This window comes from Rathayibacter sp. Leaf296, assembly GCF_001423045.1.
Lineage (GTDB): Bacteria > Actinomycetota > Actinomycetes > Actinomycetales > Microbacteriaceae > Rathayibacter > Rathayibacter caricis.
The window spans coordinates 655,364-677,789 of sequence record NZ_LMNR01000001.1; the positions used below are offsets into that span (position 1 = coordinate 655,364).

Genomic DNA, 22,426 nt, shown 5'->3' on the forward strand with positions numbered 1-22,426 from the left:
ATCGAGAAGCTGCGGCTCGTCTCGACGGGCACCGAGGCCACGATGACCGCGATCCGCCTCGCTCGGGGCGTCACCGGCCGCGACCTGCTGATCAAGTTCTCGGGCCACTACCACGGCCACTCCGACGGCCTCCTGGCCGACGCCGGTTCGGGTCTGGCGACCCTGTCGCTGCCCGCCTCGGCCGGAGTGACGGCCGCGACGGCCGCGCAGACCATCGTCCTGCCCTACAACGACCTCGACGCCGTGCGCGCCGTCCTCGCCGAGCGCGGCTCCGAGATCGCCGCGGTGGTCACCGAGGCCGCGGCCGCGAACATGGGCGTCGTCGCACCCGAGGCGGGCTTCAACGCGGCCCTCGCCCAGCTGGTGCACGCGAACGGCTCGCTGCTCATCATGGACGAGGTGCTCACCGGCTTCCGGGTGAGCGCCGGCGGCTGGTGGGGGCTCGAGAACCGGGCGTCCGAGACTCCGTACCGCGCCGACCTCTACACGTTCGGCAAGGTCATCGGAGGCGGCATGCCGGTCGCCGCGCTCGGCGGCCGCGCGGACGTGATGGACCACCTCGCTCCGCTGGGCCCCGTGTACCAGGCGGGGACGCTGTCGGGGAACCCGGTGGCCGTCGCAGCGGGCATCCGCACCCTGCAGCTCGCCGACGACGCGGTCTACGCCGCTCTCGACGCGACCGCGGCGACGCTCCAGCGCGAGGTGTCCGCGGCGCTGTCGGCCGAGGGCGTGGCGCACACGGTCCAGACGGCGGGCAACCTGTTCAGCTTCGTCTTCACCGACCTCGGCCGGCCCGTCCGCGACTACGCCGAGGTGCAGGCGCAGGAGGCGTTCCGGTACCCGGCGTTCTTCCACTCGATGCTGGACTCGGGGGTCTCGCTCCCGCCGTCGGTGTTCGAGGCCTGGTTCGTCTCGGCCGCGCACGACGACGCGGCGATCGACCGCATCGTCGGCGCGCTGCCGGCCGCGGCGAAGGCGGCGGCGGCCGCACGCCCGTAGAGGGGACGGCGCGAGCCGCCCCCTCCGGTCTCAGCGGCGCGAGACCGACTTCGGCAGCACGAACACCAGGGCGAAGGCCGCGATCGCCATCAGCGTGCTGAGCAGCATGGCGGGCGCCGCGGCGTCGAGGAATCCGGACGCCACGGTGTCCGGCCCGGTGATGACGAGCCCGCCGAACAGCACGCTGCCGATCACGGCGATGCCGACGGCCGAGCCGATGCGCTGGATGGCCGAGATCACTCCGCTCGCCGCTCCCGCGTCCTGCGGGTCGACGGTCGCGACGATGAACTGGACGTTCGGGGCGATGAAGAAGCCGTTGCCGAGCCCGGCGATCAGCAGCGGAGCGAGCAGCTGCCAGTTGGTGATCGAGTCGGGAGTCGCGGTGAGGAGCACGAGCCACACCCAGGCGAGGCCGATCGCGAGGAGACCGCTGCCCATGACGAGGACGTTGCGGCCGAGCCGCGCGGTCATCCGGTTGCTCTGCGACGAGCTGATGATGCTGCCGATCGCGAAGGGGATCGAGACGAGCCCCGACTCGAGCGCCGTGTGCCCGAGGCCCGACTGCCAGAGCAGCGAGATGGTGAAGAAGATGCTCGTGAAGGCCGCGAAGTAGACCAGCGCCAGGATCACGCCGCCGGTGAAGGCGGGGTGCCGGAACAGCGACGGGGGCACGAGCGGAGTGCGGCCGCGGCGGACGTACAGGACCTCCCAGGCGCCGAACGCCGCGAGCAGGACGACTCCGCCGACGATCGAGAGGATCGTCCAGAGCGGCCAGCCCTCGTCCTCGCCCTGGATGAGCGGCACGAGGAGGGCGACCAGACCGCCCGACACGAGCACCAGTCCGAGCCAGTCGACACCTCCGCTCGGTGCGCGATCGCCCGATTCGAGCTCGCGGCGGGCGGGGAGCAGGCGGGCCGCGGCGATCAGCGTCACGATGCCGATCGGCAGGTTGACCCAGAAGACCAGGCGCCAGCCGTTCTCGTCACCGAACGCCTGGATGATCAGTCCGCCGATGATCGGCCCGAGCGCCGACGAGACGCCGAGGACGGCGCCCATGATCGCGAAGGCCTTGCCGCGAGCGGGTCCGCGGAAGAGCAGCTGGATGTACGCGTTGACGGCCGGCACGAACATGCCGCCGGCGAGGCCCTGCACGACGCGCGCGATGACGAGCTGCAGGTCGTCGGCGGCGAGTCCGCAGGCGAAGCTCGCGACAGTGAACAGCGCGACTCCGCTGACGAAGACCCACTTGTGGCCGAAGCGGTCGCCGAGGCGCCCGGAGGGGATGAGGGCGAGCCCGAACGCGAGCGCGTAGCCCGAGATGATCCACGACAGCGTCGACTCGGAGGCGTCGAGGGTGGTGCGGATGGTCGGCAGCGCGACGTTGACGATCGTGGTGTCGAGCAGCGCGATGAACATGCCCGCCAGCAGGACGACCAGCGAGCGCCACGCGCGCCGGTCGGGGGCGGGAGGGGCGCCGGTCGCGCCGCGATCGGTCGACGTCTCGGTCATGGGAGGGGCCTTTCGAGCGGAGGGGGAGCGCGGAGGGGGCGACGGGCCGCGGGGGCACGGCGGCACAACCTCCGAACTCTCGCAGACGCAGCCGCGCTTCCCCGAGCCGCCGTCTGTGCACGCCCTCAGATCCGTGGCCCGCGCTCGAGGGTCAGCGGGCGCGCTCGGCGAGGCGGGCGCAGTCGATGCAGAGCTCGGCCGTCGGGCGGGCGGCGAGGCGGTCGGCCCCGATCGGCCGACCGCAGCGGAGGCAGTCGCCGTAGGCCCCCTGCCCGACCCGGCGGCGGGCGTCGGCCAGCTCGCGCTCGGACCGCGTCAGAGCGTCGCGCACTCCGGCCATCCGCGACCACTCCGCCGAGAGCGGGGTGCCCTCGGGATCGTGCTCGTCGTCGGCCGTGCCGTCGCCGCGCGCGAGCAGCAGCTCGGCCAGCGCCTCGTCGAGCCGGACGGCCTCGCTGCGCGCCTGGGCCTGGCGCTCGGCGAGCAGCGCGTCGAGCCGGCGCAGCTCCTCCTGGTCCATCGGCATCCCACCATGGTCGCACCGGCCGCACGATCCGTTCCCCCGACGGCACCGCGACTCGGGGCAGACTAGAGGCATGCCCGTCGTGACCGTGCTCCCCGACCGCCTCGAACTGCGCCTGACGAGGGCCGAGCGGCTGCTCGCCTTCCACCGCGGCGACGTCGTGATCGACCGATCGAGCATCCGCTCCGCGACCGTCACCGAGGATCCCTGGATCTGGGTCCGCGGCATCCGCGCCCCGGGCACCGCCGTGCCGCTGACCATCGCCGCCGGCACGTGGAAGTTCCACGGCGGCAAGGACTTCCTGCTCATCAAGCGCACCGCGTCGGCCGTCGTGCTCGACCTCGTCGACGAGGACTGGTCGCGCCTCATCATCAGCACGAAGCACGCTCCCGAGCTCATCGCGGCCCTGCAGCTCGGGCCGACGACGGCGGCGATCCCGATCATCGAGACGGACGACCTGGTCGTGGTGCCCGAGGTGGCGGAGCAGGCCGCCGCCCGGCTCGCCGCGGTCGACGACTCCGCCACGGCCCGCGAGACCGAGGCCGTCGGCGCGGCCGACGACGACCGTCCGGCCGTGCCGCCCGCCTCGCCCGCCGAGGACGCGTCGCTCGACACGCAGCAGGCGGTGGCCGAGACGTCCGCCGTGGCCGAGGCGATCGGGGAGGAGGAGGCGCCCGCGAAGAAGCCGGCCGCGACGAGGAAGCCCGCTGCGAAGAAGCCGGCGACGGCGAAGCCCTCCGCGGAGCCGTCCGAGGCGCCCGCCCCGGAGAAGCCCGCCCCGAAGCCCCGCGCCCGCACCCCGCGCCCCGACTCCTCCGTCGGTCACGCCTCCGCAGAGCCGAGCGGAGCCACCGAGGCCGCCGAGTAGCGGCTCCGGCCTCGCGAGCGGCCCTCAGAGCTTCAGCCGCACCGCCGTCTCGAGTGCGGCCTCGATGCTCAGTCGCCAGCCCTGCGCGAGCCGGTCCTTCGTGCCCGAGTAGAGGCTCGCTCCGTCGACCAGGTTGCTGGAGCACGCGCAGACCATGCCCGCCCGGAGCCCCCGCAGCCGTGCGACGACGTACAGCGCGCTCGACTCCATCTCGACGTTCAGCACCCCGTGCCGCTCGAGCGTCGCGATCCACTCGGGAGTCTCGGCGTAGAACGCGTCGTCGCTCGCGTTGATGCCGGAGTGCACCGGCACTCCCTCCCGGTCGCCGATCCCCCGCGTGGCCTCCAGCAGCGCCGAGGTGAGCGCCAGGTCGGGCACCGCGGGGAAACCCGGATGCGCGTACGCCGCGGTCGTGCCGTCGTTGCGCAGCGTCCCCTCGCTCACCAGCAGCGCGCCCGGCTCGATGCCGCGCTGCGTCGCTGCCGAGCTCCCGACGCGGATGAACGAGGTCACCCCGACCCGCGCGAGCTCCTCCACCGCGATCGCGGTCGAGGGGCAGCCCATCCCGGTGCTCGTCGCGGTGATCGGGTGGCCCTTGTAGGTCCCCGTCATCGTGAGGTGCTCGCGGTTGTGCGCGACCTCGCGCACGTCCTCGAGGAACTCGGCGATCATCGGGACGCGGAACGGGTCGCCCGGGAGGAGGGCGACGGTCGAGACCTCTCCCGGTGCGACCCCGATGTGGTACTGGCGCTCGCCCAGTCCGGCGGCGCTCTTGTCGACTGCGGTCATGGGCCGACCCTACGCAGACGCTGTTTCGACGCGGTTACCGGCCGCGGTGCGATCGGGAGCCGGAGGATCAGGCCCGCACGTCGACGAGCGTGCGCCCGCGCACCTTCCCGGCGAGGACGTCCCCGGCGATGTCGAGCGCGCCGCTCAGCGACACCGTCGAGGTGAGCCCGTCCAGCAGCTCGAGGTCGAGGTCGTGCGCCAGCCGGCGCCAGGCCTCCTCGCGGAGCTTCCGCGGCGCCTCGACCGAGTTGACGCCCGCGAGCGTCACTCCGCGCAGGATGAACGGCATCACGGTCGTCGGCAGGTCGGCTCCCTGCGCGAGTCCGCACGCGGCGACGGCGCCGCCCCAGCGGGTCTGCGCGAGCACGTTCGCGAGCGTGCGCGAGCCGACGGAGTCGACCGCCCCTGCCCAGCGCTCGGACTGCAGCGGCTTCCCCGCCTCCTGCAGCTCCGCGCGGTCGATCACCTCGGCGGCCCCGAGGCGGCGCAGGAAGTCGCCCTCCTCGACCGCTCGACCCGACGACGCCACGACCTCGTGGCCGAGGCGCGCGAGCAGGGCCACGGTGAGGGAGCCGACCCCTCCGGCCGCGCCGGTGACCAGGACGGGACCGGAGCCGGGGCGGACGCCGTGCCTCTCGAGTGCGAGCACCGCCAGCATCGCGGTGAAACCGGCCGTGCCGATCGCGCCGGCCCGGGCCGACGAGATCGCCCCCGGCAGACGCAGCAGCGAGGCGGAGTCGACCCGGGCGCGCTCGGCGAGCCCGCCGTCCACGCGCTCGCCGAGGCCGGCGCCGGTGAGCACGACCCGGTCGCCGGAGTCGAAGCGCTCGGCCGCCGTGCCGTCCGCGTACTCGACGGTGCCGACGAGGTCGATCCCGGCCACCAGCGGCGGTCGGCGGACGACTCCGGGCCGCCCGGCGAGCGCGAGGGCGTCCTTGTAGTTGACGCTCGAGTACTCCACCGCGATCACCACGTCGCCGTGCGACCGATCGGGTTCGTCGCGCTCGATCAGCGCGGCGCGGTTCGGGGTGTCGGTGTCGGAGGCGTCATGCTGCTCGACGACGATGGCTCGGTACATGGGCCCACGCTACGCCCGGGAGGCGGTCGCCGTCCCGCCCGATCACTCAGTCCGCCCGATCGCTCAGTTCAGCGCGCGCGTCCCCTCGGGCAGCGAGCCGCCCGCGTAGAGCGCGCTCGCCGCGTCCTGCAGGGCGGTCAGCGCCACGCGCTGCGTCCACGGCCCGTACGAGATGCGGGCGACGCCAAGCTCCTCGAAGCGTGCGGGGGACTGCGACCCGGGGATGCCGATCACGCTGATCCGCTGCCGGCCGAGCGCGGCGACGAGCGCCTCGATCTCGGCGTCCTGGAGGAGTCCCGGCACGAAGAAGCAGGTGGCCCCGGCGTCGAGGTAGGCGCGGCCGCGCTCGACGGCGTCCGCGAGCACCTCGGAGCGGTTCCGCTCGCCTGCGCGCAGGAACACGTCGGTCCGGGCGTTCAGCGCGAAGGGCACCGCCTCGGCCTCGGCCGCCGCGACCGCCTTCTCGACGGCACGCAGAGCCTCCGGGAGCGGCTTCGCCTGGTCCTCGAGGTTCGCGCCGACGACGCCCACCTCGATCGCCCGGCGGACGGTCTCGCCGGCGTCGCCGTAGCCCGCCTCGAGGTCGGCCGAGACGGGGACCTCGACCGCGGCGACGATGCGCGCGATCACGCCCAGGTGCAGGTCCAGCGGGATCCGCTCGCCGTCCTCGTAGCCGAAGGACGCGGCGATGGAGTGGCTCGCGGTGGCGAGCGCCCGGGTCGCGGGGAGCGCGGCGATCGTGGTCGCCGAGACGGCGTCCCAGACGTTCACCACGCTCAGCAGCTCGGGGTCGGTGTGGAGGTCGACGAGGGTGCGTCCGCGCGCTTCGATGCTCATGCCCCGACCCTAGAGGCCCCCTCGTGCGCCGCGCAGGCGAGGACGTCGCACTCCCCGCAGACCACCAGCTGCGTGCGGCAGGAGGGGTCGAGGCAGTTGCGCATCCGGCTGGTCGGCGCGGCGCAGCCGGCGCAGCGCCCCAGCACCTCGGCGTCGGGCGAGAAGGTCAGCGAGCCGCGGCCGTCGAAGACGTAGAGCGCTCCGCGCCAGAGTCCGGAGTCGCGTCGCGCCTCGCCGTAGCGGACGATCCCGCCGTCGAGCTGGTACACCTCGCCGAATCCGCGCGCGGTCATCAGGCTCGAGAGCACCTCGCAGCGGATGCCTCCGGTGCAGTACGTCACGATCGGGCGCCCCTTGAGGTGGTCGTAGACCCCGGAGTCGAGCTGCTCGACGAAGTCGCGCGTGCTCGCGACCCCCGGGACGACCGCGCCGTCGAAGCGGCCGATCTCGGCCTCGAAGGAGTTCCTGCCGTCGAAGAAGACGACGTCGTCGCGCTCGGCGACCAGCGCGTCGAGCTCGTCGGGCTGCAGCCTCGTCCCGGTGCCGACGACGCCGTCCTCGTCGACCCGCAGCTCGTCGGGTGCGCCGAACGAGACGATCTCGTCGCGCACCTTGACCGAGAGACCGGGGAAGTCGAGGCTGGCGCCGTCCTCGTCGAGCCCGGTGCCGGCGCTCCACTTCACGTCCATGCCGCGGAACGCGGGATGCTCCTTCGTCCGGCGGGCGTACTTCTTCAGCGCGCCCATCTCGCCGCCGAGTGTGCCGTTCAGGCCGTCCTTCGAGACGATCAGCCGACCGCGCAGCCCGAGCGACTCGCACAGCTCGCGCTGCCACAGGCGGATCGCCTCGGGGTCGGCGAGCGGCACGAAGCGGTAGAACAGCAGGATCTTCGGCAGCACCGGCACATCCTACGAGGCGTCGCCACCGCGCGAAACGGCTCCGCAACACGGCTGTGGCAGCATCGGCGGGTGACCGACGCCTCCGCCACCGTGCCGCACTCCCGGATCGAGGACGTCTTCGGACTCGTGACCGGGGCGTTCGTCGTCTCGCTGGGCCTGTTCCTCCTGCGCGCGAGCGAGGCGGTGACGGGCGGCACCGCGGGGCTCGCGCTGCTGCTGGGCTATCCGCTGCCGATCCCGTTCGGCGTCATCCTGGTGGTCGTCAACATCCCGTTCCTCGCGCTGTCGCTGTGGAAGAAGGGCTGGCGCTTCACCCTGCGCACCATGTTCTCGATCGTGCTCGTCTCGGTGCTGGCGGGGCTGCACCCGCTCGCCTTCGGCACCCTCAGCATCGAGCCGGTCTACGGAGTGATCACGGGCGACGTGCTCGCGGGCATCGGGCTGCTGATCCTCTTCCGGCACGGCTCGAGCCTGGGCGGCTTCAGCATCGTCGCGCTGATCGCGCAGGAGCGGCTCGGCTGGCGGGCCGGCTACGTGATGATGGCGCTGGACGCGTGCGTGGTGGTCGCGGCGCTGCTCGTCGTGCCGCCGGTGAACGTGCTGATCTCGGCCGCGGGCGTCGTGGTGCTCAACCTCGTGCTCGCCTTCAACCACCGGCCCGGCCGCTACCTCGGTTCCTGAGCACCCGCTCCGCAAGCCCTGGCCCTCGTCGCGGGCGTTCGTACGCTGGAGAGGGCCCGCGATCGCGGGTCGCCCCGTCCGAACGGAGAACCCGATGTCCGACTGGAACTACGACCCCTACGCCCGCCTCGGGGAGGTGCCGTCCTTCGCGCTGACCAGCGACGACATCACCGACGGCGCCCCGCTGGATCCCCGCCACTACGGCGAGGGCTCGGGCGGCGAGGACGTCTCGCCGCACCTGGCCTGGTCGGGAGCGCCCGAGGAGACGAAGAGCTTCGCCGTGACGGTCTTCGATCCCGATGCGCCGACCGGCTCCGGCTTCTGGCACTGGGCGCTCTACAACCTGCCCGCCGACACGGCCGAGCTGCCGACCGGCGCCGGCGCCGCCGGCTTCGAGCTCCTGCCGCCCGGGGCGCAGACGCTGCCCAACGAGATGCGGTTGCGCCAGTTCATCGGAGCGGCACCGCCGGACCGCGAGCACCGCTACTTCTTCGTCGTGCACGCTCTCGACGTCGAGCGGCTCGACCTCGATCCGGAGTCGACGCCCGCGATCCTGGGCTTCAACGTCCACTTCCACACGCTGGGCCGCGCGCAGATCGTCGCCACGGCGACGCCGGACGGTGCGAAGGGCTGAGTCGCCCGAGGGGCGCGCCGCTCAGCCGAAGAGCGTGCGCGCCTCCTCGTACCGGGCGTCCGGGACGGTCTTGAGGGTGCCGAGGGCCTCGGCGAAGCCGACGTGGTAGATGTCCGTGCCGCGCAGGGCGACCATCCGGCCCCAGTGCTCGGCGACGACGGAGTCGATCGCGGCCATGCCCAGGCGGGTCGCGAGGACCCGGTCGAACGCCGTGGGCGTTCCTCCGCGCTGGATGTGGCCGAGCGTGGTCGCGCGGGTCTCGATGCCCGTGCGCTCCTCGATCATCGGGGCGAGCATCTCGCCGATGCCGCCCAGGCGCGGGCGGCCGAAGGCGTCGAGCCCGCGCTCGGAGTGGGCGTCGTCCATGGTGTCGAGGGAGAAGCCCTCGGCGACGACGACGAGCGGGGCGCGCCCTCGGTCCTGCGCGCTCTGCACCCACTCGACGATCTGGTCGATCGAGGTGCGCTTCTCGGGGATGAGGATGACGTGCGCGCCCGCGGCCATGCCGGAGTGCAGCGCGATCCAGCCGACGTGGCGGCCCATGACCTCGGCCACCATGCAGCGACCGTGCGAGTCGCCGGTGGTGCGGAGGCGGTCCATCGCGTCGGTCGCGATGCCGACGGCGGTGTCGAAGCCGAAGGTGTAGTCGGTGGCGCCCAGGTCGTTGTCGATGGTCTTCGGGACGCCGACGATCTTGAGGCCCGCGTCGGTCAGTCGCTTCGCCGCGGCGAGGGTGCCCTCGCCGCCGATCGCGATGATCGAGTCGATGCCGTTGCTCTCCATCATCGCGGCGATCTTGTCGGGGCCGCCGTTGGGGCCCTCGAAGGGGTTCGTCCGGCTCGTGCCGAGGATCGTGCCGCCCTGCTTCGCGATGCCCTGGATGTCGGAGCGCTCGAGCGGCATCAGATCGCCGTCGACCACCCCTCGCCAGCCGCCGCGGAAGCCCACGAACTCCTGGTCGTACACCTTGATGCCCTTGTACACGGCACCGCGGATGACGGCGTTGAGGCCGGGGCAGTCGCCCCCGGAGGTCAGGATCCCGATCTTCACCCGCTCAGAGTAGAGGACGACGGAGCGACCGGCGCACCCCGCTCGCCGGTCCGGGTCCCGGACGCGACGACGGGCCCCTCCTCGCCGCCTCGAGGAAGGGCCCGTCGCGTGCCGAGCTAGTTGGCCTTGCTGGTGTTCAGGGTGCCGTTGACGCCGCGGGGGAAGAATCCTCCGACGCGCGAGGCCTTGGGGGTGAGGTACACGATGTTCAGGACCTCGCCGGGGGTCCGGCTGAAGGCGATCGAGTTCTTATCGGTGGGGACGATGTTCGTCTGCCCGTCGACCTTCACTCCCTGGTCGAGGTCGCTCGTGCCGTCGAGGCTGTCGCGCGCGTTCGAGAGCTTGTTCGCCGGGTCGGACAGGTCGGCCGCGTAGATGGCCGAGCGGATGGCGCCCGCGTGGTACGCCTCCACCGCGAGGATGCCTGCGGCGGCGTCCAGGTACGTCTTCGACTGGATGAGCGGCGCGGCGCCCTTGTACGCCGTCACTCCCACGTCCTCGAAGACGAAGGCGCCGAGCAGGAAGTTGGCCTCGCTCGCGAAGGGGTCGAACGTGCCGCCGGCCGGGATCACGCCGGCCGCGGCTGCGGCGGCGTTGAAGCTGGCCTTCAGGTCGATCGCGGGGCGCGCGACCGCGGCCGTGCCCAGCGCGGCGCGGAGGAACTTGACGTGCGCCTTCTCGTCGTTCGCGACCTCGGTGGCGAAGCTCTTGAGCCACGGGGTCTTGAACTGCACGGGACGGCCGCCGATGACGCCGCCGGGGGTGCCCTTTCCGGTCACGTCGGAGCCGCCGAGGCCGGTGCCGTAGACGGCGCGGAGGTAGAACTCGGCCTCCAGGTACTCGAGGTTGAGGGCGAAGTTGAGGATCGAGGCGTCGCTGGGGCCGCTGGCAGCGACCTCCTCGGCGGAGGCCGCGGGGGCGGCGAGGGCGGCCGCTCCGATGCCCAGGCCGGCGATGCCGGTGGCCTCGAAGAAGCGGCGACGGTCGAGAGCGGTCTCCGAGCTCTTGACGATCGCGTTGCGGATGAAGGAAGTGTCGAACATGTGCGCATCTCCAGTGATAGGCGGGATGCCGGACGACTCAACGCGCCGTCGCGACAGCGTGAAGCTACGCCCGGGAATGCACCTCTGACCAGCGGAATCGGAGAGAAAAGATTGCGCATGTGGTCATCGGTCCTGGTCCAATCCGGCGGGGCCGCGGCTCCGAAGACCTGTCACCGGAGGAACGCCGGGCGGGGTCGCCGGAGGCGCTTTCGAGGCGAGCCCCGATGCACCCCCGGAGGCTCTGTCGGAGGGCGCGATTACCATCGCTGCGTGACCTCCGCCCCTCCCGCTCCCGTGCCCGCCCGGGCCACGGTCTACGCGCCGGCCGTGCCGGTGAGCCTCGCGCTCACCGTGCGGACGCTGCTGCGCGGCACGGGCGACCCGACGATGCTGATCGACGCCTCCGGGTTCTGGAAGGCGTTCCGCACGCCCCGGGGCGCGGGCACCCTCCACCTCGTGCAGGCGGCGGACGGCGCCGTGCACGCTCGCGCCTGGGGCGAGGGCGCCGAGTGGCTGATCGACCAGGTGCCGGAGCTGCTGGGTCACGGCGACGACTGGAGCGGGCTCGACCTCTCCTCCCACCAACCGCTCGCCGAGGTGCTGCGCCGGGTCGAGGGCCTGCGGCTCGCCCGCGCCGGGCTGGTGTTCGAGATGCTGGCGCCCTCGATCCTCGAGCAGAAGGTCACCAGCACGGAGGCGTGGCGCGCCTACCGCACGCTCGTGCGCCGCTACGGCGAGGTCGCTCCGGGCCCCGTCGCCCTCCACGTGGCGCCCACGGTCGAGCAGTGGCGCCGCATCCCCTCGTGGGAGTGGCACCGCGCCGGCGTCGATCCGCGGCGCTCGCGCACGCTGCTGACCGCCGCGCTCGTCGCTCCGGGCCTCGAGCGCACCCTCTCGCTCGGCCGCGGGGGAGCGGAGGTCGAGTCGCGGCTGCGCTCGGTCCCCGGCATCGGCGTCTGGACGGCGGCCGAGGTCATGATGCGGGCGCACGGCGATCCCGACGCGGTCAGCGTCGGCGACTACCACCTCGCCGCTGCCGTGGGCTTCGCTCTGACGGGGCGGCTGGGCGTCGACGACGACGGCATGCTGGATCTGCTCGAGCCGTGGCGCGGGCACCGTCAGCGCATCATCCGGCTGATCGGCTGCAGCGGTGCGAGGAAGCCCCGCCACGGCCCCCGGATGACGATCCAGGACCACCGCGGCCACTGAACGGGCCGTGACGTCTACGCGCCGCGCTCCTCCAGCACCGCCATCGCGGCGTTGTGCCCGCCGAGCCCCGAGACGCCGCCGCCGCGACGCGCTCCCGCTCCGCAGACGAGGACGCGGGGATGGGCGGTCGCGACGCCCCAGCGCTGGGCGGGGGTGTCGAGCGGGTCGTCGTCCTCGGCGAAGGGCCACGACAGCGGTCCATGGAAGATGCTGCCGCCGGGCAGGCCGAGGCTCTGCTCGAGGTCGTGCGTGGTGCGCGTCTCGATGCAGGGCTCGCCGTCGGCGTCCCGCAGCAGCAGGTCGCGGATCGGCTCGGCGAGCACCGAGTCGATCGAGTCGAGGATCTCCTCCTGCAGGCGCTCGCGGGTCGCCGCGTTGTTCTCGGCGGTCAGCCAGCGATCGGGGGTGTGCAGGGCGAAGACGGTGAGGGTGTGCGCGCCCGAGGCGGCGAGCTCGGGCGAGAGGATCGAGGGGTCGGTGAGGGAGTGGCAGTAGATCTCGCACGGGATCGGCTCGGGGGTGCGCCCCTTCGCCGCCGCGGTGTGGGCGGTCTCGAGCGCGTCCCAGCCCTCGTTCACGTGGAAGGTGCCGCCGAAGGCCGCCTCGGGCGCGACGCTCTCGTCGCGCAGCCGCGGGAGGCGCCGCAGCACCAGGTTGACCTTCACCTGCGATCCCTCGGGGCGCTCCGCTCCGACTCCGGACGTGCCGCCCATCAGGGCGTCGAGTACGAACGGCGCGACGTTCGAGAGCACGTGCCGAGCGCGGACGCGGCGGCTGCGCGGACCGCGGCGGTAGACGACCTCGCCGTCGGCCCCGATCGCGGTCACCTCGGCGCCGGTCAGGATCCTCGCTCCGGCGTCCCGCGCGGCCCGGTCCAGGGCGCCCGAGACGGAGCCCATCCCGCCGACGGGGACGTCCCAGTCGCCGGTGCCCTGGCCGATCACGTGGTAGAGCAGGCAGCGGTTCTGCGCGAGGTCCGCGTCCGCGGCGCCCGCGAAGGTGCCGATGAGCGCGTCGGTCAGCAGGACGCCGCGCGCGAGGTCGTTCGCGATGCTCCGCTCGATGACCTCGCCGATCGGCCGTTCGATCATCGCGCGCCAGGCGGAGTCGTCGCCGACCAGCCGCCGCGCCTCGCTCCGGCGCAGGAGCGGCTGGGTGAGGGTCGGCCAGAGTGCCGCGGCCATCCGGCCGGTGCGGCGCGAGAACTCGGCGAACGGCTCGGCGTCCTCGGGCGAACCCAGCCGGGCGAAGGAGGCGGCGGTCGCCTCCCGGTCCTGGGTGTCGACCAGCAGGCCGCGCGTCGGGTCGCTGGGATCCGGCGTGTAGGAGGAGTAGCGGCGGCGCACGAGTGGCACGTCGATCCGCAGGTCGTCCAGGATCGCGCGCGGCAGGAGGCTCACCAGGTACGAGTAGCGGCTGAGCCGCGCCTCCACGCCGCGGAACGGGGACTCGGACACGGCGGCGCCGCCCGTGTGCTCGCTCCGCTCGAGGACGAGGACGTCGAGCCCCGCCTGCGCGAGGTAGGCCGCGGCGACGAGCCCGTTGTGCCCCGCGCCGACGACGACCACGTCGACCGCGGCGTCGGACGGGGTGAGCGGGGTGCGGGGACCCGGCGCGGTGCCGCTGCGCTCGCGGACCTGAGCGTCGCGGGGACGGTGCCGATCGCGTCGGGCTGTGCTTCGCGCCATGCAGGCCAGTGTGGTCGGCCCGGCGGCGGGGCGCGAGTCCGGAGCCGCTCAGGCGTCGTCGGTGCGCAGCGCCTCCGCGACGAACTCGCGGAGGGAGAACAGGATCTCCTCCGTGGAGCGTCCGCTCGACTCCGCGAGCCGGCCGGTCAGCCAGGTCAGGCAGATGACGGAGGCGCCGGCGACATCGGACGCCGTCGGCACGACCACGCCGTCGAGGTCGACCACGCCCTCCTCGATGGGGCTGAGGGCGCGCTCGAGCACGGCGCGGTTCATCGGCCCGGTCGCCTCCCCGTCGAACGCGGCGGTGCTGTCGATGAGGGCCTGGGCGGCGATCATCGCGCCCTGCGGGACGGGCAGCGGATCCATCGGATCTCCGATCAGGAGCGGGAGCGGTCGGGTGCGCCCATCGTCCCGCGCGCCCGCTCCGGCGTCCACCGGACGGGCCCGGGTTCGGGAGTCTTCCCAGAGGCGCGACGACACGCACCGCCTGCATGCCGACTCGGGCATAGCCTCGTGGCATGGAGCAGTCGGAGTCCCCAGCCGTACCCGGGAACGACCCCGAGCCGATGATCGTGCGCGTCGAGACGCTGGCGCGGCGCTGGCTCGAGCGCAGCCGCGCCTTCGAGCCCGATCCGGCCGCGCTGCGACTCGCCGGTGTGCTGCAGGACCCCGACGGCCTCGACTTCACCGTCGGCTTCGTCGACGGCGTCGCACGACCGGAGGACGTCTCGGTCGCCGCGGAGAACCTGTCGGCGCTCACCTCCAGGACCCCCGCGTTCCTCCCCTCCTGGCTGCGCGCGGCCGTCGCCACCGGGGGAGCGGTCGGACCCGTGCTCCCGTGGGTCGTCGTGCCGGCGGCGCGGCGCGTGCTGCGGCAGCTCGTCGCGCATCTGGTCGTCGACGCCTCCGACGCCCGGCTCGGCGCCTCGATCGCGAAGCTGCGCGAGGGCGGCGACCGGCTGAACCTGAACCTCCTCGGCGAGGCGGTGCTCGGCGAGCGCGAGGCGCTGCGCAGGCTCGAGGGCACCCGGAGGCTCCTCGAGCGCGAAGACGTCGACTACGTCAGCATCAAGGTCTCGAGCATCGCGAGCCAGCTGTCGATGTGGGCGTTCGAGGACGCCGTCGAGCGGGTCGTCGAGCGGCTGACTCCGCTCTACGAGGCCGCGGCGATGAGCCCGACCCCCACCTTCATCAACCTCGACATGGAGGAGTACCGCGACCTCGACCTGACGGTCGCCGTCTTCCAGCGCCTGCTCGACCACCCGAACCTCCTCGAGCTCGAGGCCGGCATCGTGCTCCAGGCCTACCTCCCCGACGCCCTCGGCGTGCTGCAGCGGCTCACCTCCTGGGCCGCCGCCCGGCGGGCCCGGGGCGGAGCGCCGATCAAGGTGCGCGTCGTGAAGGGCGCGAACCTGCCGATGGAGCGGGTCGATGCGGCGATCCACGACTGGCCGCTCGCGACGGTCGGCAGCAAGGCCGAGGCCGACACGAACTACAAGCGCGTGCTCGAGTGGGCGCTCGACCCGGAGCGCACCGACGCGGTGCGGATCGGAGTGGCGGGGCACAACCTCTTCGACGTCGCGTTCGCCTGGCTCCTCGCGAACGACCGCGGAGTGGTCGACGCGGTCGACATCGAGATGCTGCTGGGCATGGCGACGGGACAGGCGCGCGCGATCCGCGAGGACGTCGGGCGCCTGCTGCTCTACACGCCCGTCGTCCACCCGGGCGAGTTCGACGTCGCGATCTCGTACCTCATCCGGCGCCTGGAGGAGAACTCGAGCCCCGAGAACTTCCTCTCGGCGGTGTTCGAGCTCGAGGACGAGGCCGTGTTCCAGCGCGAGCTCGAGCGCTTCCGCGTCTCGCTCGAGGCGCTCGACGACCGCGTGCCGCGTCCGAACCGCACCCAGGACCGACTGCGCGAATGGTCCTCCGGCTCGGGACTGCGCCTCGTGCAGGAGCACGCGGGCGCGGGCGAGCACGCGCTGGATCCGGCGGCGGAGGGGCTGACCCAGGCCGTGCTCGGGCTCAGCCGAGGATCGAGTGCCGCCGCGGCGACCGCTGGCTTCCGCAACGAGCCGGACACGGATCCGTCCCTGCCCGGCAACCGCCGCTGGGCCCGCCTGATCACCGACCGGATCGCCGCCTCGACGATCGGCACCGCGACCGCCGACGCCGCGCGGATCACCTCGCCCGAGGCGCTGCAGGAGCTCCTGCGCGCGGTCGGCCGCCGCGCCGAGCGCTGGGGAGAGCGCCTGGGCTACGACCGCGCCGCGATCCTGGACCGCGCGGGGCTCGCGATCGCCGCCAACCGCGACCGCCTGCTCGAGGTCATGGCCTCCGAGACGGGCAAGACCCTCGCCGAGGGCGATCCCGAGGTCTCGGAGGCGATCGACTTCGCGCACTACTACGCGACCCGGGCGCGCGAGCTCGACGCGATCACCGGTGCCACGTTCGTGCCCGCCCGGGTCACCGTCGTCGCACCGCCGTGGAACTTCCCGGTGGCGATCCCGGCCGGCTCGGTGCTCGCGGCGCTCGCCGCGGGGTCCGGAGTCGTGCTGAAGCCCGCCCCGCAGGCCCGCCGCTCGGCCGCCGTCCTGGTCGAGGCGCTGTGGGACGCCGGGGTCCCGCAGGACCTGCTCGCCCTCGTCGACCTCGACGAGGAGTCCCTCGGCCGCGCCCTCGTCACCGATCCGCTGGTCGACCGCGTGATCCTCACCGGCTCGTACGACACCGCGAAGCTCTTCCGCTCCTGGCGCCCGAATCTGCCGCTGGTCGCCGAGACGAGCGGGAAGAACGCGATCGTCGTCACTCCGCACGCCGACTACGACCTCGCGGTGGCCGACATCGTGAGGAGCGCCTTCGGCCACGCGGGCCAGAAGTGCTCGGCCGCCTCGCTGGTGATCCTCGTGGGCTCGGTCGCCCGCTCGAAGCGGTTCCGCGCGCAGCTCGTCGACGCGGTCACGTCGCTCCGCGTCGGGTACCCCGACGACCCCGCGGCGGCGATGGGCCCGCTGATCGAGGCGCCGACCGGCAAGCTCGCCCACGCGCTCACCACCCTCGGCGGCGGGGAGTCCTGGCTCGTCGAGCCGCGCCGCCTGGACGGCACGGGCCGGCTCTGGTCGCCGGGCGTCCGCGAGGGGGTCGGCGAGAACAGCTACTTCCACCTCACCGAGTTCTTCGGACCGGTGCTCGGGATCATGCACGCGATGACGCTCGAGGACGCGATCCGGATGCAGAACGCGACCGACTACGGGCTGACCGCCGGGCTGCACTCCCTGCACTCCGACGAGCTCGCCCTCTGGCTCGACTCGGTCGAGGCGGGCAACCTGTACGTCAACCGCGGGATCACCGGCGCGATCGTGCGCAGGCAGCCCTTCGGCGGCTGGAAGCGCTCGTCGGTCGGCGGCGGCTCGAAGGCGGGCGGCCCGAACCACCTGATCGGCCTCGGGTCGTGGAAGCCCTCGCCCGCCCGCCCGTCCTCGACGCTGCACCTGCGCGGACTGGACGACCGCGCCCGCCAGTTCATCGAGGCCGCGCAGTCGTCGCTGCAGTACGAGCAGTTCGACCTGCTGCGCCGCTCCGCGCTCTCGGACCAGCTGGCCTGGTCGACGGAGTTCGGAGTGGTGACGGACATCTCGAAGATCGGCGTGGAGCGGAACCTGTTCCGCTACCTGCGGGTGCCGATCGCGCTGCGCCTGGCCGACGGCGGCGACCTGGGGGAGCTGCTCCGGGTGGTGGCCGCGGGCCTGCTGACGCGGTCGCGGATGGACATCTCGACGTCGATCCCGCTGCCGCCGCGCGTGCTCGAGATGCTCGGCGGCGACGAGCTGGCCGAGATGGCCGGACTGGTGCCGAAGGTGGTCGTGGAGTCCGACGCGCAGTGGCTGGCGCGCGCGGCGGCCGGGCGCATCACGGCGTCGCGCATCCGCATCGTCGGCGACATCGTGTCGGACCGGGTCGACGCCTTCGCCGGTCCGCAGGGCCGGACCGGGCCCTCGGTCGGGCCGGACACGGCGGCGACCGTCGACGCGCGGAACGCGACACGCTCCTTCACCGACGTGGTCACCGGCCTGACGCGCGGCAGCACCGGCAAGCCGATCCCGCTGCAGCGGGCCGACGGGTCGAGGATCCCGCTCGCGTCGGCGCTCGCCGAGGCACTCGGCGGCGCTCCGGACGTCGCGATCTTCGCGAACCCCGTCACCCCCTCGGGCCGCGTGGAGCTGCTGCCGTTCCTCCGCGAGCAGTCGATCTCGATCACGAACCACCGGTTCGGCAATCCGATCGCGCTGTCGGACGACGTCATCTGACGCCGGATCGAGGCAAAAGGTTGTCGCTTCAACGAATCGTGTAGACTCGCGCCCATGTCCTCGACCCCGTCCGAGCCCCGCTGGCTCACCTCCGAGCAGCTGGGCGCGTGGATCCGCTTCATCGCCGTCGTCGAGCTGCTCCCGGGCGCGCTCGACCAGCAGCTCCAGCGCGAGGCGGGCCTGACCCACTTCGAGTACATGACCCTCGCGATGCTCTCGGACGCCCCCGACCGGACCCTGCGCATGACGACCCTCGCGACCCGCACCAACGCCACGCTGCCGCGCCTCTCGCACGTCGTCACGCGGCTCGTCTCCCGGGGCTACCTCGAGCGGCGCCCCTGCCCGACCGACGGCCGGGCGACGAACGCCGTGCTCACCGAGCAGGGTCTGGCGAAGCTCGTCGAGACCGCGCCCGGACACGTGGCGACGGTGCTCGCCGATGTCATCGACCCGCTCGACCCCGAGCAGATCCCGCAGCTCGCCGACATCATGGCGCGGATGCTCACCCGGCTCGATCCCGACGGGCGGATGACCGTCGACGCGGTCCGGACCGCACTCGGCCCGGCCCTCGACCGGGAGCAGGCGGACCGGGCGCAGGACTGAGCCCGAGCACGTCTGGCCTGTCGTCGAGGGCTCTGCCATCCTCGGGCCATGCGCTTCTCGACGACGATGCACCAGATCGGCCGCAACACCGGCATCGAGGTCCCGCCCGAGGTCATCGCGGCCCTGGGCGGAGGCGGACGGCCGGCGGTCCGCGTCGTCGTGAACGGGTTCGAGTACCGCAGCACGGTGGGAGTGATGGGCGGCAGGGCGCTCGTCCCCTTCTCGGCCGACAAGCGCGCCGCCACGGGAATCGCGGGCGGCGACGCCCTCGAGGTCGAGATCGAGCTCGACACCGCTCCGCGCGAGGTGGCGGTGCCCGAGGACCTCGCGCGAGCCCTGGAGGCGGCCGGGCTGACCGAGCGCTTCGCGGCGCTGTCCCCGAGCGCGCGCAAGGCGCACGTCGCCGCGGTCGAGGGCGCGAAGGCCGAGGCGACTCGCGCCCGGCGCCTCGCGGGCGTCCTCGAGAAGCTCGGAGTCCCCCTCCCTCCTCCTCAGGGATGACTCCGCGGCACCGGATGTCGCAACGCGGCACCGCCGCCGCGAGCCCTGGGTAAGGTTCACCTCGGTGCCCCACGGGGGGAGCGCCGAGTGCGCTGTCGCGCGGAGCCGGGGGACGAGATGAGTGCGGTTCGACGTTGGGTGTTCCCGATCGTGTGGATGGTGATCATCGGAGCGGCGAGTGTCGCGCTCGTGAAGATCGCCTTCTTCCCGGACGCCTCGGCCGAGGCGGATCCGACGGTCCCGACCGGCGAGCTGACGGAGCCCGTCGTGGCCGTCGCGCGCGGCACCGTCACCAACGACCTGGAGCTCCAGGGCACCGTCGCCGCCGACCCCGCCGTGCCGCTGAAGGCGACCGCCGTCGGCACCGTCGACGACGTCTACATCCAGCAGGGCGCGACCGTCGCGAAGGGCGACCTCGTCTACGACATCCGCGTCGAGACCGTTCGCGAGCCGGTCGAGACGACGGCCGCCGACGGCACCGTCAGCGTCTCGCAGCCCCCGCCCGCGGTCCGCTTCGAGCGGGTCTACGCCGAGGCGGCGGGCGTGCTCAGCGCGCTCGGCGTCATCCACGACCAGGCCGTGACGGTCGGCGAGGTGACCGGTCAGGTCGCTCCGCCCAGCTACTCCGTCACCGGCACCATCGACGCCCAGCAGCTCTACCGGATCCAGGACCGGCCGACGGAGGCGCAGGTCGCGATCACCGGCGGTCCCGCCGCGTTCGCCTGCACGGGGCTCACGATCACCACTCCGCTGGCCGGAGAGGGCACCGAGGGCGCCGGTACCGGCGAGGCCGGAGCCACCGGCTCCGGGACGAGCTTCCGCTGCCAGGTGCCCGCCGAGGTCACGGTGTTCCCGGGCCTCGCGGCCTCGGTCACGCTCGCGGGCGGCCTCGCCGAGAACGTGCTGGTCGTGCCGACCACGGCGGTCGAGGGCACCGCCGAGTCCGGAGTCGTCTTCCGCCTGGCCGAGGACGGCTCGACCGAGGAGATCCCCGTCACCCTCGGCCTCACCGACGGCGTCAACGTCGAGATCACCGGCGGGGTCGACGAGGGTGTGGAGCTGCTGCAGTTCGTGCCGGGTGCCGCCGCCGTCGACCCCGGCCTCGAGTCGGGCGAGTGCGTCGCCAACCCCGACGGCTCGGTGTTCTGCCCGTGACGATCCTCCGGCTCGAGGGGATCCGGAAGGTCGTGCCCCTGCCCGACGCGGAGCCGCTCACGATCCTCGACGGGGTGGACCTCGAGGTCGGCGAGGGCGACCACGTCTCGGTCGTCGGCCGGAGCGGATCCGGCAAGTCGACGCTCCTGAACATCCTCGGACTCATCGACGAGCCGACCGACGGGCGGATGCTCCTCGAGGGGGTGCCGACCGAGACCCTGTCGGCCCGGGCGCGCGCGCGGATCCGCGGCGGCAGCATCGGCTTCATCTTCCAGCAGTTCAACCTGCTCGACGGCCGCACGGCCCGCGAGAACGTGATGACGCCGCTGCTGTACGCGACCGGGCGCGAGTTCTGGCGCCGCCGCGACCTCGCCGCCGAGATGCTGGAGCGCGTCGGTCTCGGGCACCGCGTCGACTCGATGCCCGGCCGCATGTCGGGCGGCGAGCAGCAGCGCATCGCCATCGCCCGAGCCCTCGTGCGCCGGCCGCGGCTGATCCTCGCCGACGAGCCCACCGGCGCACTCGACACCGACACGGGGGAGACCGTGATGAGCCTGCTCGACGAGATCGCCCGCGAATCCGGCTCCGCACTGGTGACCATCACGCACGACCCGGCGATCGCCGCCCGGGCGGAGCGGCACTACCGGCTCGATCACGGTCGTCTCGGCACGGCGTCCTCGGCCGGCACGCTGCACGAGCGCGTGCCCGCGCACGCGGCTGCCGTCGCTCCGGCCGTCGCCGTCGCTCCGACCGGCGCCGTCGATCCGGCCGTCGCTCCCGCCGCCGGCCCCGAGGGCGTGCTCTGATGCGCGGCCTGATCGGCGTCGCGGGCGCGATCGTCGAGGCCTGGACCGAGCTGCGGATCCACCGCGGCCGGGTGCTGCTCTCGCTGATCGGAGTGGCGGTGGCCGTGGCCGCGCTCACCGGAGTCGTCGCGGCGGGCGGCATCGCCCGGCAGGCGAACGTCGAGCAGATGGAGCGCTCGAGCGGCCGTCCGGCCAGTCTGTACGTGAGCGCCTACGCCACGGGGCCGGAGGGCGTCGTCGACGCGGAGGCCCTGGAGACGGCGTGGAAGAAGGTGCTGGAGCGCTACGGCATCACCTACGCGAGCCGCACCACCTACGGCTCCACGCGCGTGCAGTTCTCGGACGGGGCCGTCGACGTCCCGGTGACCGCGGTCGACCAGCCCTACGCCGAGATGCACCGCCTCGAGATGGAGGAGGGCGCGTGGTTCACCGAGCGCGACGAGCGCCGGTTCGCGCCCGCCGTGACGGTGAACGAGATCATGTGGGACAGGCTCGGGCGGCCCGATCCCGGGACGCACCCGACGCTCAGCCTGCTGGGATCCGAGGGCGACACCACAGCGGTGGTGGTGGGAGTCACTCCTGCGTCGCAGTGGGAGACCGAGCCGTCCATGATGATGCTCGTCGACGCGTACGCGGGGATCGCCGAGCAGACGCCGGCCGACGACCAGTTCGGCGGAGGAGCGACGCCCACCTACGAGATGTGGGTGCCGCTCGACATCGCGGACGATCTCGCCCAGGCGGTGCAGCGCGACATCGCCGCGGCGCTCGGCCCCGGCGTCGACGCCGATGTGAGCCGCCAGGACTACCTCGCCTACGACAGCGATCCGTTCGCCGTGCTCACCTGGGTGATCGGAGGCGTCGCCGGACTGGTCCTGGCGCTCGGTGCGCTGGGGCTGCTCAACATCGCCCTCGTGACCGTGCGGCAGCGCATCCGCGAGATCGGCATCCGGCGCAGCTTCGGCGCCTCCTCGGGCCGCATCTTCTTCTCGATCATGATGGAGAGCGTGGTCGCGACGGTCGTCGCCGGCGTCGTCGGAGTCGCGATCGCCGTGATCCTGGTCACCAACCCGATCACCGTCGACTGGGTCCAGCAGAACGGCATCGAGGACATCCCGCCGTTCCCGGCGGAGGCGGCGCTGCTCGGTCTCGGCGCGGCGACCCTCGTCGGCGCGCTGGCCGGTCTCGTGCCCGCGATCGTGGCCGTGCGGGTCAAGGTCATCGACGCGATCCGGTACTGAGCGATCCGG

21 protein-coding genes are annotated in these 22,426 nt (G+C 73.2%); 11 read left to right on the plus strand and 10 right to left on the minus strand.

Features of this window, described 5'->3' with window-relative positions:
• A partial coding sequence (locus ASF46_RS02935; RefSeq protein WP_235576837.1) for a glutamate-1-semialdehyde 2,1-aminomutase occupies positions 1–999 on the plus strand: 999 nt, incomplete at its 5' end.
• A gap of 30 nt (positions 1,000–1,029) precedes the next feature.
• On the opposite strand, the gene ASF46_RS02940 is transcribed toward ASF46_RS02935, so the two are convergent.
• The gene (locus tag ASF46_RS02940) at positions 1,030–2,508 is read right to left on the minus strand and encodes an MFS transporter (RefSeq protein ID WP_056866352.1); all 1,479 of its coding nucleotides are present in this window, start codon (positions 2,506–2,508) and stop codon (positions 1,030–1,032) included.
• A 151-nt stretch (positions 2,509–2,659) separates the two neighbouring features.
• A complete protein-coding gene (locus ASF46_RS02945) occupies positions 2,660–3,034 on the minus strand; it encodes a TraR/DksA family transcriptional regulator (protein WP_056866353.1) in 375 nt (124 codons plus the stop codon).
• A 70-nt stretch (positions 3,035–3,104) separates the two neighbouring features.
• Here ASF46_RS02945 and ASF46_RS19545 point away from each other — a divergent pair, with 70 nt between their 5' ends.
• Positions 3,105–3,899: a hypothetical protein gene (locus ASF46_RS19545; RefSeq protein WP_200919655.1), complete on the plus strand. Its 795-nt coding sequence runs from the start codon at positions 3,105–3,107 to the stop codon at positions 3,897–3,899.
• Between the two features lie 24 nt (positions 3,900–3,923).
• On the opposite strand, the gene ASF46_RS02955 is transcribed toward ASF46_RS19545, so the two are convergent.
• From ASF46_RS02955 to ASF46_RS02970, 4 genes are all read right to left on the minus strand, one after another.
• On the minus strand, positions 3,924–4,688 hold the full coding sequence (locus ASF46_RS02955; RefSeq protein WP_056866354.1) for a nucleoside phosphorylase: 765 nt from the start codon (positions 4,686–4,688) through the stop codon (positions 3,924–3,926).
• A gap of 67 nt (positions 4,689–4,755) precedes the next feature.
• On the minus strand, positions 4,756–5,766 hold the full coding sequence (locus ASF46_RS02960; protein ID WP_056866355.1) for an MDR family oxidoreductase: 1,011 nt from the start codon (positions 5,764–5,766) through the stop codon (positions 4,756–4,758).
• 63 nt (positions 5,767–5,829) lie between these two features.
• The gene (locus ASF46_RS02965; RefSeq protein WP_056866356.1) at positions 5,830–6,603 is read right to left on the minus strand and encodes an isocitrate lyase/PEP mutase family protein; all 774 of its coding nucleotides are present in this window, start codon (positions 6,601–6,603) and stop codon (positions 5,830–5,832) included.
• Complete coding sequence (locus ASF46_RS02970; RefSeq protein ID WP_235576902.1) at positions 6,600–7,499, minus strand: rhodanese-related sulfurtransferase; 900 nt, start codon at positions 7,497–7,499, stop codon at positions 6,600–6,602. The genes ASF46_RS02965 and ASF46_RS02970 overlap by 4 nt, the downstream gene beginning before the upstream one ends.
• Positions 7,500–7,571: 72 nt before the next feature.
• Between ASF46_RS02970 and ASF46_RS02975 the strand changes: the two genes are divergently transcribed.
• Both ASF46_RS02975 and ASF46_RS02980 read left to right on the plus strand, forming a co-directional pair.
• Complete coding sequence (locus ASF46_RS02975) at positions 7,572–8,183, plus strand: YitT family protein (protein ID WP_056866358.1); 612 nt, start codon at positions 7,572–7,574, stop codon at positions 8,181–8,183.
• A gap of 94 nt (positions 8,184–8,277) precedes the next feature.
• Positions 8,278–8,817, plus strand: coding sequence for a YbhB/YbcL family Raf kinase inhibitor-like protein (locus ASF46_RS02980; RefSeq protein WP_056866359.1), 540 nt, complete (start codon positions 8,278–8,280; stop codon positions 8,815–8,817).
• A gap of 21 nt (positions 8,818–8,838) precedes the next feature.
• Here ASF46_RS02980 and ASF46_RS02985 read toward each other — a convergent pair whose 3' ends face one another.
• Both ASF46_RS02985 and ASF46_RS02990 read right to left on the minus strand, forming a co-directional pair.
• The gene (locus ASF46_RS02985) at positions 8,839–9,867 is read right to left on the minus strand and encodes a 6-phosphofructokinase (protein ID WP_056866360.1); all 1,029 of its coding nucleotides are present in this window, start codon (positions 9,865–9,867) and stop codon (positions 8,839–8,841) included.
• A gap of 116 nt (positions 9,868–9,983) precedes the next feature.
• On the minus strand, positions 9,984–10,910 hold the full coding sequence (locus tag ASF46_RS02990; RefSeq protein ID WP_056866361.1) for a ferritin-like domain-containing protein: 927 nt from the start codon (positions 10,908–10,910) through the stop codon (positions 9,984–9,986).
• Between the two features lie 270 nt (positions 10,911–11,180).
• On the opposite strand from ASF46_RS02990, the gene ASF46_RS02995 reads away from it, so the two are divergent.
• Positions 11,181–12,119, plus strand: coding sequence for a DNA-3-methyladenine glycosylase family protein (locus ASF46_RS02995; protein ID WP_056866362.1), 939 nt, complete (start codon positions 11,181–11,183; stop codon positions 12,117–12,119).
• A gap of 14 nt (positions 12,120–12,133) precedes the next feature.
• Here ASF46_RS02995 and ASF46_RS03000 read toward each other — a convergent pair whose 3' ends face one another.
• Both ASF46_RS03000 and ASF46_RS03005 read right to left on the minus strand, forming a co-directional pair.
• Positions 12,134–13,807 (minus strand): phytoene desaturase family protein, encoded by a 1,674-nt coding sequence (locus tag ASF46_RS03000; protein ID WP_082485190.1) that lies wholly within the window; start codon positions 13,805–13,807, stop codon positions 12,134–12,136.
• A gap of 48 nt (positions 13,808–13,855) precedes the next feature.
• Positions 13,856–14,173 (minus strand): hypothetical protein, encoded by a 318-nt coding sequence (locus ASF46_RS03005; RefSeq protein ID WP_157602175.1) that lies wholly within the window; start codon positions 14,171–14,173, stop codon positions 13,856–13,858.
• Between the two features lie 200 nt (positions 14,174–14,373).
• On the opposite strand from ASF46_RS03005, the gene ASF46_RS03010 reads away from it, so the two are divergent.
• From ASF46_RS03010 to ASF46_RS03035, 6 genes are all read left to right on the plus strand, one after another.
• A complete protein-coding gene (locus ASF46_RS03010; protein ID WP_200919685.1) occupies positions 14,374–18,114 on the plus strand; it encodes a bifunctional proline dehydrogenase/L-glutamate gamma-semialdehyde dehydrogenase in 3,741 nt (1,246 codons plus the stop codon).
• A 54-nt stretch (positions 18,115–18,168) separates the two neighbouring features.
• A complete protein-coding gene (locus tag ASF46_RS03015; RefSeq protein ID WP_056866365.1) occupies positions 18,169–18,717 on the plus strand; it encodes a MarR family winged helix-turn-helix transcriptional regulator in 549 nt (182 codons plus the stop codon).
• A gap of 48 nt (positions 18,718–18,765) precedes the next feature.
• Positions 18,766–19,218 carry a YdeI/OmpD-associated family protein gene (locus ASF46_RS03020; protein ID WP_056866366.1) on the plus strand — a complete coding sequence of 151 codons (453 nt, stop codon included), beginning with the start codon at positions 18,766–18,768 and terminating at the stop codon, positions 19,216–19,218.
• 156 nt (positions 19,219–19,374) lie between these two features.
• A complete protein-coding gene (locus tag ASF46_RS03025; protein ID WP_157602177.1) occupies positions 19,375–20,373 on the plus strand; it encodes a hypothetical protein in 999 nt (332 codons plus the stop codon).
• Positions 20,370–21,179 (plus strand): ABC transporter ATP-binding protein, encoded by an 810-nt coding sequence (locus ASF46_RS03030; RefSeq protein ID WP_056866368.1) that lies wholly within the window; start codon positions 20,370–20,372, stop codon positions 21,177–21,179. The genes ASF46_RS03025 and ASF46_RS03030 overlap by 4 nt, the downstream gene beginning before the upstream one ends.
• A complete protein-coding gene (locus tag ASF46_RS03035; protein WP_056866369.1) occupies positions 21,179–22,417 on the plus strand; it encodes an ABC transporter permease in 1,239 nt (412 codons plus the stop codon). The genes ASF46_RS03030 and ASF46_RS03035 overlap by 1 nt, the downstream gene beginning before the upstream one ends.
• The last annotated feature ends 9 nt before the right edge of the window (positions 22,418–22,426 follow it).

Coding starts and splice junctions, on each gene's coding strand:
- ASF46_RS02940 (WP_056866352.1), bottom strand. CDS start 2,508: ATGACCGAGACGTCGACCGATCGCGGCGCGACCGGCGCCCCTCCCGCC.
- ASF46_RS02945 (WP_056866353.1), bottom strand. CDS start 3,034: ATGCCGATGGACCAGGAGGAGCTGCGCCGGCTCGACGCGCTGCTCGCC.
- ASF46_RS19545 (WP_200919655.1), top strand. CDS start 3,105: ATGCCCGTCGTGACCGTGCTCCCCGACCGCCTCGAACTGCGCCTGACG.
- ASF46_RS02955 (WP_056866354.1), bottom strand. CDS start 4,688: ATGACCGCAGTCGACAAGAGCGCCGCCGGACTGGGCGAGCGCCAGTAC.
- ASF46_RS02960 (WP_056866355.1), bottom strand. CDS start 5,766: ATGTACCGAGCCATCGTCGTCGAGCAGCATGACGCCTCCGACACCGAC.
- ASF46_RS02965 (WP_056866356.1), bottom strand. CDS start 6,603: ATGAGCATCGAAGCGCGCGGACGCACCCTCGTCGACCTCCACACCGAC.
- ASF46_RS02980 (WP_056866359.1), top strand. CDS start 8,278: ATGTCCGACTGGAACTACGACCCCTACGCCCGCCTCGGGGAGGTGCCG.
- ASF46_RS02990 (WP_056866361.1), bottom strand. CDS start 10,910: ATGTTCGACACTTCCTTCATCCGCAACGCGATCGTCAAGAGCTCGGAG.
- ASF46_RS03000 (WP_082485190.1), bottom strand. CDS start 13,807: ATGGCGCGAAGCACAGCCCGACGCGATCGGCACCGTCCCCGCGACGCT.
- ASF46_RS03005 (WP_157602175.1), bottom strand. CDS start 14,173: ATGGATCCGCTGCCCGTCCCGCAGGGCGCGATGATCGCCGCCCAGGCC.
- ASF46_RS03010 (WP_200919685.1), top strand. CDS start 14,374: ATGATCGTGCGCGTCGAGACGCTGGCGCGGCGCTGGCTCGAGCGCAGC.
- ASF46_RS03015 (WP_056866365.1), top strand. CDS start 18,169: ATGTCCTCGACCCCGTCCGAGCCCCGCTGGCTCACCTCCGAGCAGCTG.
- ASF46_RS03020 (WP_056866366.1), top strand. CDS start 18,766: ATGCGCTTCTCGACGACGATGCACCAGATCGGCCGCAACACCGGCATC.
- ASF46_RS03025 (WP_157602177.1), top strand. CDS start 19,375: ATGGTGATCATCGGAGCGGCGAGTGTCGCGCTCGTGAAGATCGCCTTC.
- ASF46_RS03035 (WP_056866369.1), top strand. CDS start 21,179: ATGCGCGGCCTGATCGGCGTCGCGGGCGCGATCGTCGAGGCCTGGACC.